Here is a 14,697-nt window from a genome sequence, read left to right on the forward strand (position 1 = left end):
AGGTTGATCATGAGTGAGGCAAATCAAGCCAGGCGTTCCCTCGCGCGCGGGGGCATCGTCGGCTTCGTTGGAGCGGCTGCCTCCGCGGTCCTGGGCTTCGCGTTCACGATCATCCTGTCGCGCATGCTGGGTGCCGAGGGCGCGGGTATCGTCACCCAGGCAACCGGCGTCTTCGCGATCGTCATGGCCCTGGCCAAGGTGGGCCTCGACTCCACCGCCATCTACCTGATGCCGCGCCTATCTTTGGATGCGCCCGAGGAGATCCGCGCGACCCTGTCCTTCATGGCCTCCATGACTGTGGGCGTGTCCACCGTGTGCGTCCTCATTCTCGAGGCCGTGGCTCCCCTGATCTGGAACGCCGAGGTTGCGGCGTCCACCCGGGCCGTCCTGTGGTTCGTACCGATCGGTGCCCTCACCCTGGTCGCATCCGCCGCCCTGCGGGCGCTCGGCAACATGCGCGAGTACGTCCTCATTCAGAACCTGCTGCTGCCCGGCCTGCGCCCCCTCCTCGTTGCGCTCGCGGCCGCGTTCACCGGGTCGCTGGCCTTCGTGTCTGTCGCCTGGGCGCTGCCCTTCGTCGTCGTCCACGTTGCCGCGTGGTGGCTGCTGCTGCGACACATGCCCTCGGCGGCCGACTCGGTGGGTCGCTGGCCGACCGCTCAGCGGCGTCGTCAGGTCGTGTCCTTCGCGCTTCCTCGCACCCTCACCGCTGGTCTCGAGCAGGCGCTGCAGTGGCTCGATGTCCTCCTCGTCGGTCTCCTGGCGGGCGATGCGGCCTCGGGCATCTACGGTGGCGCCATTCGCTTCATTCAGGCGGGCATGGTCGTCGACACGGCTTTGCGGGTCGTCGTCTCCCCGCAGTTCTCCAAACTCCTGCACCAGGGTAAGACGAAGGAGCTGCGCGACCTCTACAGCACGGCCTCGATCTGGCTCGTCCTGTTCGCGGCCCCCATCTACGCCCTCATGGCGATCTACGCGCCCGCGCTCATGCGCATCCTCGGTGATGGCTTCGCTCCCGGCGCGAACGTCCTCGTGGTCCTGTGCATCGGCTCCATCGTGACTTTCATGGCGGGAAACATTCACTCGCTGCTCATCATGAGTGGACGCTCCGGGTGGGCGGCGGTCAACAAGATCGTGGTCCTTACGCTCAACGTTGTGGGTAACGTCATCTTTATTCCGCGTGGAGGAATGGTTGCCGCGGCGATCGTGTGGGCTGTGTGCATGGTGCTTGACGCGGCCATGGCGACCATTCAGGTCTCGCGGTTTATCGGTGTGACACCGAAATTGTCGGAAGTGGTCAAGCCGATCCTTGTTGTGGGCGTGTCTGCGGTGATTCCGGGCGGGTGTATAGCGTGGTGGCTGGGGCGCGACTCTTTCGTTGCGACCATTGTCGGATCGGCACTCGCGGTCCTGGTTTTCGCTTGTGTTTGCTGGGTGTTTAGGGATCGTCTGCACCTGTCGGGACTTGGGTCCCTAGCGAGGCGTCGCAGGGGGTAGGAATGGGGTGTGTGGCGCACCTGTGAAAGTCTGACGTGACCATTCGGTTGATTGAACGGGGATTGTTGTGTAATTCTTTATGCAACAAGTTTCTGTTCCCTCCGAAAGGTCGTGTCATGGCTTCTGCGATTTCGCGCCTTGCAATCCTTGCAACTGCGCCGATTGTCGCCTGCGCTTCCCTCGCGCTCGCTCCGATGGCTCACGCTGTTGGCACAGGTCAGGGAGATTCTGCACCCGGTCAGGCTATCGTTCGCGACGGTTCGAGCGCCGCGACTGCCGCCGCGTCGTGCTGGGACATTAAGCAGCGCAATCCCAGCGCTTCCGACGGAGCGTACTGGCTGCAGACCCCCGCCATGGATCACCCTGCACAGTTCTTTTGTGACCAGACGACAGATGGTGGCGGCTGGGTCATGATCGGCCGCGGCCGTGAAGGCTGGGAGGCCTGGAGTGGCGGCAAGGGAGATCCCGCGAAGCTGACCACCCGCGGGCGTGACGCGAGCGCTTTCGACGTTGTTCAGCTCTCCAATGACACCGTGAATCAGCTGCTCAATAACGTGCCGGTTAAGGATCAGGCCGACGGCGTGCGCGTCATGCGTTCGTCGAGCCCCTCCGGACATTCCTACCAGTCGTTGGATATCCGCTTCCAGAAGATGACCGACTTCGTGTGGCCTTTCAAGATGGCACATCCCATCAGTATCTCGATGGACAAGCGCGGCCCAGTCAGCGACATCATGTGGAACACCTCCGGCTACGATCAGGGCTGGAACGCCCTGCAGGTCTACCCGTCTGCCCGTACCGGCTGGCAGATCGGCTGGGGCTATGGCCCCGTGGCCGCCAGTTGGGGTGGTGACGTCACCTCCCGTGGCTCCTTTTTGCGCAAGTCTGGTCAGACAGTGTTCCCCTACGCGGAGGCCTACATGCGTCCACGCCTGAGCTCCGAGGACGCGTCGTTCTCCCGCATCTCCGATGAGGGACTTCCGGCCAGCACCGTCACTCGCGCCGTCTCGCAGTACGCAGCTAAGACCTCGTGGGGCGTGAGCGGTAACCTCAACGGCTCGTACGCCGAGGGCAACATCCAAGTCCAGGCCTTCGCCCAGGTCGGCTCCACCATGTACGTCGGTGGCAACTTCACCGGCGTCAAGCAGGGCGACAAGGGCACCGAGATTTCCTCGCGCGGTCTCGCGGCCTTCGACGTGTCCACCGGCGACTTCACCGGCCAGACCTTCGACTTCAACGCGCAGGTCAAGGCCCTCCTCGCCCTACCCGACGGCCGACTCCTCGTCGGTGGTGACTTCACGCAGGTCAACGGACAAACTCACGTCGGAACCGCCGTCATCGATCCGTCGACCGGCCAGGTCGACTCGTCGTGGAACCTGCAGGTCTCGAATGCTCTTCGTGGTGGTGCAGTGAGCGTGCGTTCGCTCGCCTACTACGATGGCAACGTCTACATTGGTGGATCCTTCACGCATCTCAGCGGTGGTGGTCGCTCCAAGGTCTACGCCCGAAACGCCGGCCGTGTTGACCTCTCCTCGCGCCCCGACCGCTCGTGGAACCCCGAGATTAACGGCTCGGTCCAGGCTGTGGGCGTCTCCGAAGCCAACAGCTCCTTCTACGCCGGCGGCCACTTCACCAAGGCTCACGGCACCGAGCGTGCCTGGTACGCCGCCAAGTTCTCCACTCAGCCCGGCGCCGCCCAGGACACCTCCTTCGTGTTCGAGCCCTCGACGACCACCGCAGGCAAGTACCAGCAGACCATCGCGACGGCCGGCAACCGCGTGTACATTGGCGGATCCGAGCATTCGCTCTTCGGCTACGACGCCGGCTCCAACAAGCGTGTTTCCGGCTCCGTGACCTTCAGTAGGGGTGGCGATCTGCAGGCCAGTACCGTGTCCTCGAAGGGCATCATCTATGCGTCTTGCCACTGCTCCGATGCCTCCTACCAGGACATGTACTTGTGGCAGATGGACTCCAGTTGGTCGCGTGTCGACGAGATCAAGTGGGTCGGCGCGTGGGACGCAGCCACCGGCGAGAACCTGAAGTGGACTCCCTTCGAGCTCTCCTCGCGCCGCAAGACCGGCGCCTGGGCGCTGACGACCGATAACTACGGCAATCTGTGGGTGGGCGGCGACTTCACCCTCTCCCACACCGATGCCACGCGCACCCAGTGGAACGGCGGCTTCGCCCGCTACGATAGCCGCGACAACGTCGCGCCCGAGGCGCCCTCCTACCTGCGCTCCTCCGCGTCCAACGATTCCACCGTGACCCTCGCCTGGAAAGGCATCGCCGACGCCGTGTCCTACGAGATCCTGCGCGACGATCGGCCGATCGCCACCTCCGAGACCACCACCGTCGAGGTGCCGCGCGGCGGCGAGAACCGCTACTTCGTGCGCGCCGTTGACGCCGAGGGCAACCGCTCCGCAACCACCGCGGTCTACACCGCCCCGGCCCCCGGTCAGGTGGACGCCTCCAACCCGGTCCTCCTTGAGGCCGATGCGACGTGGAACTACCGCTCTGACGCCAGCGCGGCCCCCGAGAACTGGGCCCAGGCCTCGTTCGACGACTCCGCGTGGCCGACCGGCGCAGCCCCCCTGGGCTACGGCGATTCCGCGATCGCGACCCAGATCGCCACCAAGGGCTCGCGCCCCGTGACGACCTACTACCGCACGCACTTCCGGGTCGCCGACGCGAAGGGCCTCAAGGGTATTAACGTCAAGTACCTGGCCGACGATGGCGCCGTCGTCTACATCAACGGCGTCGAGGTGGACCGTACCCGCATGGGTGCCGGCACGGTGAGCTACACGACCCGTGCCGATGCCGCTCCCAACTTCGCTGCGGCCTCTGCATCGCCCTCCGAGATCTTCGTGCCCGCGTCGGCCCTGAAGACCGGTGACAACGTCATCGCCGTGGAAACGCACGTCAACTACATGCGCACCGCGACCGTGGCCATGCAGGCCTCCATCTTCCGCGTGGAAGGCACCCCGGACGACAACAGCTCCGTTCCCACCGAGCGCAGCACCGAGCCGACCGACGCGACGCAGCCGATCAACGCGGCCTCCGTCAAGTCCGGCACAGTCATCCACACTGGGGACGAGTGGAACTACTGGACCTCGACGGATGCTCCCGCCTCCGACTGGGCGACGACCGGCTCCCTCCAGAGCTGGAACCGTGGCTCCGGCCCGATCGGCTGGGGAGACTCCGCCGCGGTAACCGCCCTCGATATCGCCAAGAAGGATCGTGCGATCACGTACTACTTCGCGCGCGACATCGACCTGGGCCCGATCACCCCGAACACCACGCTGACCGTCAAGGTGCGTGCGGATGACGGCGTCGTCCTGCGAGTCAATGGCACGATCATCGACATGAAACGTATGTCCGATGGCAAAATTACTCACACCACCTACGCGAACTCGGCCGTGAGCGCCGCCAAGGCAGCCTCCGATCTGCTCGAGGTCACCATCCCCGCCAGCCTCTTGACGAGCGGCGTGAATCGCATCGGTGTTGAGGAGCACCTCAACTACAAGGGCTCGCCCTCGATGACCTTCGATCTGAACGCGACTCTTGTGAAATAAGGGAAGAATCGTTGTTCTTCGCCCGCGTTTGTGTGAGGCATGAGCCAGAGACATTCGTTCATTCCAGCTCGTGAATCGTGCTGACAAGTGCAACCCCCACCTTTTTGGCGGGGGTTGACTTGTATGTGGTAAACGGCTCCCACCTGGTCCTAACCAAGTGGTTGAGCGGTGGCAATTATCGTGACACTATAGAAGTAACCATTTACACGATACCCGTGAGGACCCCATGAGTTTTATGCGCCGTTGCTTGGCGCTTGGACTGGCATCAGTGACCAGCCTGAGCGTGCTTGCGTTCTCCCCGGCTGCCCACGCCGCCACCGACCCGCTCCACGATGGCCTGAGCGCGGCCACGGCCGCGGCCTCGTGCTGGGAAATCAAGCAGAACGACCCGCGTTCCCAGAATGGAACGTACTGGCTGCAGACCTCGACCATGGACGCGCCCGGCCAGTTCTTCTGCGATCAGACCACTGACGGCGGCGGCTGGGTTCTCATCGGTCGTGGCCGTGAAGGGTGGGAGACGTGGAGCCAGGGACAGGGCGACCAGGAGAAGCTCAAGACCCGTCCGCGTACCGCCGGTGACTTCGAAGTCGTGCAGGCCTCACACCAGACGGTCAATGGGTTACTGGGCGGCACCTCTGTCTCCGACCTTGAGGACGGCCTCATGGTCCAGCGTGCCTCGAACCACAAGGGCACCGCCTACCAGACCGTGCGCATGCGCTTCCCGAAGATGCGTGACTTCATCTGGCCGTTCAAGAGCGCTCACCCGGTGGATGTGAAGTTCGACCACGAATGGTGGGTCCAGGGTGGCATTGTGTGGGCAGGCTTCGGTACCAACACCTCCTGGGGCTACGTCAACCTCATCGCCTCCGCGCAGAACAAGTACACGCTCGGCTGGGGCTACGGCCCCCTCGCAACCTCCTGGTACGACACGTCCTCCTCGACGTCGTACTTCCACCGCAACGGCTCGATCATCAACCCCTACGCCGAGGCCTACGTGCGCCCGCAGCTGCGCTCCACGGACGCCAGCTTCCGCGCCATCGGTGACGGTGGGACGCCCGCCAAGAAGCAGAAGGCTACCGCTTCTGAGTTCGCGTCGCCGATGTCTTGGGGCGTGGCCGGCAACCTCAACGGTTCCGTCCAGGAAGGTAACATCCAGGTTCAGGCCTTCGAGCAGATCGGCTCGACGATGTACGTGGGCGGTAACTTCACCGGCGTGAAGAAAGGCAAGAACGGCCAGGAAATCGCCTCCAGTGGTCTTGCCGGCTTCGACGCGACGACGGGGGAGTGGAACGGTCAGACGTTCTCCTTCAACAACCAGGTCAAGGACCTCGCCGAGTTGCCCAACGGCAAGCTTCTCGTGGCCGGCGACTTCACAAAGGTGAACGGTGAGACCCACGTCGGCACCGTTCTGATCGACCCTGCGACCGGCCAGATCGACCCGTCGTGGACCCTGCAGGCGCGCACCGGCACCAACGGTGGCCGTGTCTCGGTCAAGTCCATCAAGATCATCAACGACCACATCTATCTGGGCGGTATCTTCACGCACTTCCAGGGCAACGGCGCGTCGTGGACCTACGCCCGTAACGGCGCCCGCCTCGACATCAATGGCAAGCCCGACCGCTCGTGGAACCCCGAGTTCAACGGCTCCGTCATCGATATCGACGTCGACGAGAACGAGGCCTACTACTACGCGGCCGGCTACTTCACCCGAGCCCACGACCGCGTCGTCGAAAACGCTGGCCGCCTGTCCACGGCAGCCGGCGCCGAACTCGACCAGTCCTGGACCTTCCGTCACTCCTACCTGATCGGCAAGTACCAGCAGACCGTGACGGCCGCCAACGGCCGCGTCTACTTCGGTGGCTCGCAGCACTCGCTCTTCGGCTACAACTCCGACACGATGACGCGCACCTCGGGCTCCATCACCATGTACAACGGCGGTGACCTTCAAGCCAGCACCCGGTCCGCCACTGGCGTCGTCTACGCGTCGTGCCACTGCTCCGACTACGCCTTCCAGGATGCCTACCAGTACCTGACGCTGGGCACCACGTGGACGCGAGCCGACGAGATTCAGTGGGTCGGCGGCTGGGACGAGGCCACGGGCCGCCAGCTCGGTTGGACCCCCTACCGCCTCGGCTCCCTGCGCTCCAGCGGCGCGTGGGCCCTCGAAATGGCTGACGACGGTGCCCTGTGGGCCGGCGGCGATTTCAACTACTCCTACACGTCGCTGACCTCGGGCCAGTGGTCCGGTGGCTTCGTGCGCATGCCCGCCCGCAACGCCACCGCCCCCGCGGTTCCCGCGAACCTGCGCGCCTCCGACGGCAACTCCAAGGATGTCACGCTCAAGTGGTCCTCCGTGCCCGGTGCCGTCTCCTACGACATCCTGCGTGACGATCGTCCGATCGCCACCACGACCTCGAACTCCGTGACCGTTCCCCTGGGCGGCAAGAATCGCTTCTTCGTGCGCGCGGTGGCCTCCGACGGCCTGCGCGGTGCCTCGACCCATGTCTACACGGTCGACTCCAACGGCAAGCCCACCCAGCCCGACGGTGCCACGCTGCTCGTCGACGAGGATGACGCCTGGGCGTACCACTGGTCGACCGATCCGGTCGCCGAGAACTGGGCCCAGACCTCGTTCGACGACTCCGCCTGGAGTCGCGGTGCCTCGCCGATCGGCTACGGTGGCCCCGGAATCAACACGACACTGACCCCGGGCGCGGCCAAGAACCGCCCTGTCACCACCTACGCGCGCATCAACTTCACGGTCGCTGACCCGACCGCCATCGGCGGCGTGAACGTTGCCGTGACGGCCGACGACGGAGCCGTGGTGTACGTCAACGGCAACGAAGTAGACCGCCAGCGCATGGACGATGGAACGGTTGACGCCTCGACCTTCGCGAACGCGTCCGTCACGACGCCCGCCGCGCGCGCCGACCGACAGCTGGTCTTCGTCCCCGCGGACAAGCTGGTCGCCGGTACGAACACGCTGGCCGTCGAAACGCACCTGAACTACCGCTCCAGCTCGTCGATGACCATCGACGGTATGGTCAAGGTCGTCACCAAGGGCGACGAGCCTACTCCGGAACCCGATCCCGAGCCCGATCCGGAGCCGGCGCCCCAGCCGCAGCCGGACGTTCCGCTCACGCCCGACCCGGACAAGCCCCTCGAGGTGCTCGATGTCTCCGCGATGAACCTCGGTAACTTCCTGTACCCCGGCATGTACTGGAACTACTGGAACTCCAAGGAAACTCCGGACCCGGCGTGGAACTCCACCGCCGACCTGTCCTCGTGGAAGCACGGCGCCAGCCCGCTTGGCTGGGGTGACCGTGACGCCGGTACGCCCTTCACGCTGCCGGCAGCGGACCGAGCCATCACGAACTACTTCGTGCGTGACGTCAACTTCGGTACCCTCAGCGCTGACTTCGAGGTCATTCTCAACGTCCGCGTTGACGATGGTGCAGTCATCTACATCAACGGCACCGAAATCAAGCGCGTGAACATGCCCGAAGGCACGATCGACGCCAATACGCGAGCCTCCTCCAACGTGGGCCTCGCTACGGCGAAGAACAACATTGTGCGCATCGCGGTACCTCGCAAGGTGCTCAGGGACGGCGTCAACCGTATCGCGGTTGAAACGCACGCCAACTACGCGAATGCGGCATCCGTAACCTTCGATCTCAAGGCAAGCCTGGTGAGGTGATCTCCATGACCGCGACGTCAACTCCCGCCGGCGGCGAGGCTGAACCCGAAGCTGCCGGCGCGGTCGGCGCCCCCGCGACCGATCCCGCGTTCGACGCGATGGCACAGCGCGTGCTCACTCGAGGGCACACGACCACGTGGCTCAACCACTGGTCCCTCCTGCATGCCGACTTCCGTGCGCTTGCCCGCATGCACGCTGTCGGCTTCGATGGGACCCTCCTGCAGATGCGTCTGCGCGCAGCAGGCCACGAGGTCGCCCGCACCTCTGCGGACCTCGTCCTGCCGCACGTCTTCGAACGCCTTGAGGATGGCACCCGCATCGCCCTCATCGGGGCTGTGCCCGAGGCCGGTCAGGCCGCAGCCGATCGCCTGCATCGCTTCGATGTACAGGTCATTGACGGGTATGAGGGGCTTCGTCGGCTGAAGGCCGATCCTTCGGTGCTCACTGCCTTCGATCCGCGCCTCGTGATCGTCGGCCTGGGGGCCGGCCTCCAGGAGGTCGTCGCGTCGTTCGTTCTCGACCTCCTGCCCGAGGCGTCTGTGTGCACCGCGGGCGGTTGGATCGACCAGTACGCGCGCGCTGCCGACGACTATTTCCCGACCTGGGTGCACGCCGCCCGCCTCGGGTGGGCCTGGCGCATCGCGCACGAGCCCAAGCGGCTCACCAAGCGCTACACCGTCGAAGCCCTCGACTTCGTCGCTCACGCGCCCGAGCTCATCTCGCGGCTCGAGGCAATGGGTAGCTTCGACGATCTCGGACTGGTCGGTGGCGTGACGCTTCGCTGACCGAGGTTGACGCTAGTCGTTGTGGAGGAGACCGGACCCGCAGGGGTCCGGCCTCCTCCACGTTGCCGAATAGGCTGGCGCTGCCCACTGGTGGGTCGTGAAGGCTGCTGGCGCGTAGGGGCTGTTGTTTCTACCTGCTGTCATCTGGCATTGTGTGCGCCTAGTGTGGTCAGCCCCCCGTATCTGGCGACGTGCGCTTCAGGCGACTGCAACGGGTTGTTCTGGATAGGAACGGCAGTTCTGGATAGGTTACTTTCCTATTCAGATCGCTCCAACCTATCCAGATCGCCATAACCTATCCGTATCGTCATGGCATATCCTCCCGGCCCATGCCCGCGGCAAGTGGGGCTCGAGGCTCTTATCGGTCAATCCTGTCGTCCTGTGTCTCGAAGCTCGGTCAGCAACAGGGTTTGCGTGAAGGTGCGCGCTCGCAGGTCAGGGTCTCTTTCGTGTGAGAGCCTGGTCGGCTTTCGGGAGTGCATGAGGGACGCGCGTGGGGGAGGGGGAGTGGCGCTGAGCGTGTCTCACAACGCTTCCGGATGGATGCTTAAAAGGGTTATGCAGTGAATGGTGTAGCCCACACAAACCATTATGAGGGTGCGACGGATCCCTGGGATGCGGGTGGCAAAGGGGCTCCTGTGTGCCGGTGTCACACTCTCGTGAGACTTATGAACTGCTCATTGTGTGAGCACTGCCATGAGGTACTGCGATGGGGCCTCACCGCGCTGTCCAAGCCGGTGTGAATTGCCTAGAGGTTGCGGTGATGTGCGGCCGTGGTGGGGCGTTAAAGATAAAGGTGTGGCCCGAGCCAATTGGCTCGGGCCACACCTAATCACACACAGAGAGGAAAGGCTTAGTAGGCCCCCTCGTGACGCAGGATCGCGGGGATGGTCTGAAGTATGATCCACGCGTCGAGGGTGAGGGAGCGGTGCTGGGCGTAGGAGAGGTCCAGGTGGACGGTCTCATCCCAGGAGAGGTTCGAGCGGCCGGAGATCTGCCAGAGGCCCGTAATGCCGGGGCGAACGGCAAACTTGCCCATGACACGCGACTCGTACTGAGCGACCTCGCTGGGGAGCGGGGGGCGCGGCCCGACGAGCGACATGTCGCCACGCAGCACGTTGAACAGCTGGGGAAGCTCGTCGATGGAGGTCTTGCGCAGGAAGGCCCCGATGCGCGTAACACGCGGATCGTTCGCCATCTTGAACATGATCGAATTTCCGGCAGAGGAGTCCGCTTCGTTGGCTTCCGTGAGGGAGGCCTTGAGTTCTTCAGCGTCCATGCGCATGGTGCGGAACTTGTACATGGTAAAAGTTGTTCCGTTGAGGCCAATGCGCTCCTGCGTGAAGAAGGCGGGGCCTCCGTCGTTCAGGCGCACCATGAGGGCGACGATGATCCAGAGTGGCGTCAGTAGGATGATTCCGACGAGGGCAGCGAAAAAGTCGCACATGCGCTTAATCGCATTGTCGGCGGAGGCGGCAAGATCCGACGCGTGCTCGAATGCGAGAGCCGTCGAGGCGGCTCGTGCAGTGGGCTTCGTCAAAGTTGTCATCTGTGCGTCTTCCTTCTACTTCCTCAAACTCAAATGCTGCGTGATGGTTAGAGCGGTGAAAACCGCTCCGAACTGGGATATCTACTGGGTAGATATCAACTGCGCAACTCAGTCACCGTTAGGTGTTAACTCTAGTCTATCCACATGGTTAGCTTGGTTGCTAACCAAAGGGTCAAGTACAAGCGAAAAATAGCTGTGATTTCGTGCACGGCGAGAGTTTTCCAGGAGCGCTGGAAAACTCATGTGACCGGCTGGTAGGGCGTTGACACCTTGGCAGAATGCATGGAAAACCACCGAGCGATAGACTGGTAGGTGTGTCGTGACTGGCGAACAGGTGGGCCACCACCGGGGAGCGACGCGTCGGCATCGATAGCCGCCCGCCTGGGCTAGAGGCCACTGCCAACCATCATCGGATGATCAATAGGAGAACCCCATGGATTCCCTCAATGACATGACACTTGCGCAGCTGGATCCTGAGATTCAGGCCGTTCTGGACGCCGAGCTTGGTCGCCAGCGTGACACTCTTGAGATGATCGCCTCGGAGAACTTTGTCCCGCGCGCCGTCCTCGAGGCGCAGGGCTCGGTCCTTACGAATAAGTACGCCGAGGGCTACCCGGGCCGCCGCTACTACGGTGGCTGCGAGTTCGTGGATGTCGCAGAGTCTCTCGCCATCGAACGTGCGAAGCAGGTTTTCGGCGGCGACTACGTCAACGTTCAGCCCCACGCCGGTGCGCAGGCCAACGCCGCCGCACTCATGGCTATGGCGAACGTCGGCGACCCGATCCTCGGCCTGTCGCTGGCTCACGGCGGTCACCTGACCCACGGCATGCGCCTGAACTTCTCGGGCAAGAACTACAAGGCCGTCGCCTACGAGGTTGACCGCGAGACCATGCGCATCGAGCCTGAGAAGGTCCGTGAGGCTGCCCTCGCGGAGCGTCCGCGCGTCATCATCGCCGGCTGGTCCGCCTACCCGCGTCACCTTGACTTCCAGGCCTTCCGCGACATCGCGGACGAGGTCGGCGCCGCCCTCTGGGTGGACATGGCTCACTTCGCGGGCCTCGTGGCCGCGGGACTGCACCCGAACCCCGTCCCCTTCGCTGATGTGGTGACGACGACGGTCCACAAGACCCTGGGTGGTCCTCGTTCTGGCATGATCCTGTCCTCGCGCGGCGAGCAGTGGGGCAAGAAGCTGAACTCTTCGGTGTTCCCCGGCCAGCAGGGCGGCCCCCTCATGCATGCGATCGCTGCGAAGGCCATCGCCATGAAGGTCGCGCAGACCGACGAATTCAAGGACCGCCAGCGCCGCACCCTCGAGGGTGCGCAGATCATCGCCGAGCGCCTGGGCGCTGACGACGCGAAGACGGCCGGCATCAAGCTGGTCACGGGCGGCACCGACGTGCACCTCGTCCTCGTTGACCTGGTTGACTCCGAGCTCAACGGTCAGCAGGCCGAGGATCTGCTGCACGAGGTCGGTATTACCGTCAACCGCAACGCCGTTCCCTTCGACCCTCGTCCGCCGGCCGTCACCTCGGGCCTGCGCATCGGCACCCCTGCCCTTGCGACGCGTGGTTTCGACGCCGAGGACTTCGCCGAGGTTGCGGACATCATTGGCACGACCCTGTCTCAGGGGGCGTCCGGCGGCAACGTTGAGGTGGACGCCCTGCGCGCCCGCGTCAAGAAGCTGACGGACAAGCACCCGCTGTACGCCGGGCTCTGATCGTGAGGGCTCCCTGGGAGGGCCCCGCCGGGGTCCTGGATGGCAAGGCGACCGCTGCCGCCATTAAGGCGGAGCTGAAGGAGCGCGTCGATCGTCTGCGCGAGGCCGGGGTTGTCCCGGGCCTCGGTACGATCCTCGTGGGCGAGGACCCCGGGTCCGTCGCCTACGTCGCCGGCAAGCACCGCGATTGCGCTCAGATCGGCGCCGAGTCGATCCGTGTGGACCTGCCCGCCGACGCGACGCAAGAACAGGTGGAGGCCGCGATCGATCAGCTCAACGCGGATCCTGCCTGCACGGGCTACATCGTGCAGCTGCCCCTGCCGCGCGGCATCGATACGAACGCCGTCCTGGAGCGTATCGACCCCGCGAAGGACGCTGACGGCCTGCATCCGATGAACCTCGGACGCCTCGTGCTGCGAGGCTCGGGGCCCATCGATTCGCCTCTGCCGTGCACGCCGCGCGCGGTCATCGAGCTCATGGAACGCCATGGGATCGACCTGGCCGGCAAGAACGTGTGTGTCATCGGTCGAGGCGTGACCGTGGGTCGTTCGATCGGCCTGCTGCTCATGCGCAAGGAAGTGAACGCGACGGTCGACGTGTGCCACACGGGTACGACCGACCTGGCTGATCACGTGCGTCGTACGGACGTCATCGTGGCCGCGGCGGGCTCCGCGGGGATTATCACCCGCGACATGGTGGCCCCCGGCGCCATCGTCCTCGACGTCGGCGTGAGCCGCGTGCAGGGCGAGGACGGCAAGGCTCGACTGATGGGCGACGTCGCGGACGGCGTCGATGAGGTGGCCAGCTGGCTCAGCCCCAACCCCGGCGGTGTTGGCCCGATGACGCGGGCCCTCCTCGTGACGAACGTCGTCGAGGCAGCCGAACGCCAGGCGGGAATCAGCGCGAACTGACAGGCGCGCGTGGCCTCGGTAAACATGGAGGTCGCGCGCGAACGCAGCGGAGGCGCGGTGAGGATGTCCATTCCTCGCCGCGCCTCCTCGTTCCTCTAGACTGAAGAAAACTCGCGTAAGGAGAAAACGATGACTCTGACGGTGACCACCGTGAACCTGAACGGCATCCGCGCCGCCCACAAGCGTGGATTCCTCGACTGGCTGGAGGCAAGCGATACGGATGTGCTGCTCATGCAGGAGGTGCGCGCGCCTGAGGAGATCTCTCGTGAGATCATGGGCGAGGCCTGGGAGAGCGTGTGGGTTCCCTGTCGTATCAAGGGGCGCGCGGGTGTAGGCGTAGCAGTGCGACGCGGGCGCGCGGTCTTGGAAGGCGAGCCTCGCCTGATTCTCGACGAGGCCGAGACGGACGTGGATTCGGGTCGTTGGCTTGAGGCCGTCGTGCGTCCCGAGGGCGGCGACACCCCCGTGCGCGTCGTCTCCGCTTACTTCCATTCGGGCGAGAAGGATACTCCCAAGCAGGAGGCCAAGATGGCGCACCTGCCCCGCATCGGCGCGCGCATGGCTGAGCTCATCGCCGAAGAGGCTGGCGGTGGCATCTCCTCGCTCGTGTGCGGCGACTTCAACGTTGTGCGCTCGGAGGCTGACATTAAGAACTGGAAACCGAACCACAACAAGCGCGCCGGCGTCCTCGACGAGGAGATCGCCTTCCTCAACCGATGGGTGGAGGAGGGGTGGCGCGATACCGTGCGCGACCTGGCCGGCGATGTGCAGGGCCCCTACTCGTGGTGGTCGTGGCGCGGCCAGGCCTTCGTCAACAACGCGGGCTGGCGCATCGACTACCAGTACGCGACGCCCGCCCTGGGCGAGCGCGCGCGTTCCTTCGAGATCGGCCGCGCCGACGAGTACGCGGAGCGCTTCTCGGATCATGCGCCGGTCTCGGTGACCTACGAGATCTGACATTTCAACGACGAG

The 14,697-nt window shown here is 64.5% G+C and carries 8 protein-coding genes and 1 riboswitch; of the genes, 7 read left to right on the forward strand and 1 reads right to left on the reverse strand.

What is annotated here, in order from left to right:
- The first annotated feature begins 9 nt into the window (after positions 1-9).
- From FOC40_RS03630 to FOC40_RS03645, 4 genes are all read left to right on the forward strand, one after another.
- On the forward strand, positions 10-1,497 hold the full coding sequence (locus FOC40_RS03630) for a flippase (RefSeq protein ID WP_003795443.1): 1,488 nt from the start codon (positions 10-12) through the stop codon (positions 1,495-1,497).
- 116 nt (positions 1,498-1,613) lie between these two features.
- Complete coding sequence (locus FOC40_RS03635) at positions 1,614-5,066, forward strand: fibrinogen-like YCDxxxxGGGW domain-containing protein (RefSeq protein ID WP_003795442.1); 3,453 nt, start codon at positions 1,614-1,616, stop codon at positions 5,064-5,066.
- A gap of 226 nt (positions 5,067-5,292) precedes the next feature.
- The gene (locus FOC40_RS10555) at positions 5,293-8,763 is read left to right on the forward strand and encodes a fibrinogen-like YCDxxxxGGGW domain-containing protein (protein WP_003795440.1); all 3,471 of its coding nucleotides are present in this window, start codon (positions 5,293-5,295) and stop codon (positions 8,761-8,763) included.
- A gap of 5 nt (positions 8,764-8,768) precedes the next feature.
- Positions 8,769-9,548, forward strand: a complete 780-nt coding sequence (locus FOC40_RS03645) for a WecB/TagA/CpsF family glycosyltransferase (RefSeq protein ID WP_419555135.1) — start codon at positions 8,769-8,771, stop codon at positions 9,546-9,548.
- Between the two features lie 853 nt (positions 9,549-10,401).
- Here the strand turns inward: FOC40_RS03645 and FOC40_RS03650 are convergent.
- Positions 10,402-11,097: a sugar transferase gene (locus tag FOC40_RS03650; protein WP_003795432.1), complete on the reverse strand. Its 696-nt coding sequence runs from the start codon at positions 11,095-11,097 to the stop codon at positions 10,402-10,404.
- 309 nt (positions 11,098-11,406) lie between these two features.
- Positions 11,407-11,491, forward strand: a riboswitch (ZMP/ZTP riboswitch).
- Positions 11,492-11,530: 39 nt separating this feature from the next.
- Here FOC40_RS03650 and glyA point away from each other — a divergent pair.
- The 3 genes from glyA (at position 11,531) to FOC40_RS03665 (ending at position 14,682) form a co-directional block, all read left to right on the forward strand.
- Entirely contained in the window at positions 11,531-12,814 is a 1,284-nt protein-coding gene (glyA, locus tag FOC40_RS03655) for a serine hydroxymethyltransferase (protein ID WP_003795428.1), read from the forward strand.
- A 2-nt stretch (positions 12,815-12,816) separates the two neighbouring features.
- Positions 12,817-13,725 carry a bifunctional methylenetetrahydrofolate dehydrogenase/methenyltetrahydrofolate cyclohydrolase gene (locus FOC40_RS03660; protein ID WP_003795426.1) on the forward strand — a complete coding sequence of 303 codons (909 nt, stop codon included), beginning with the start codon at positions 12,817-12,819 and terminating at the stop codon, positions 13,723-13,725.
- 129 nt (positions 13,726-13,854) lie between these two features.
- Positions 13,855-14,682, forward strand: a complete 828-nt coding sequence (locus tag FOC40_RS03665; RefSeq protein ID WP_003795424.1) for an exodeoxyribonuclease III — start codon at positions 13,855-13,857, stop codon at positions 14,680-14,682.
- The last annotated feature ends 15 nt before the right edge of the window (positions 14,683-14,697 follow it).

Source organism: Schaalia odontolytica (genome assembly GCF_009730335.1).
Classification (GTDB): domain Bacteria; phylum Actinomycetota; class Actinomycetes; order Actinomycetales; family Actinomycetaceae; genus Pauljensenia; species Pauljensenia dentiphila.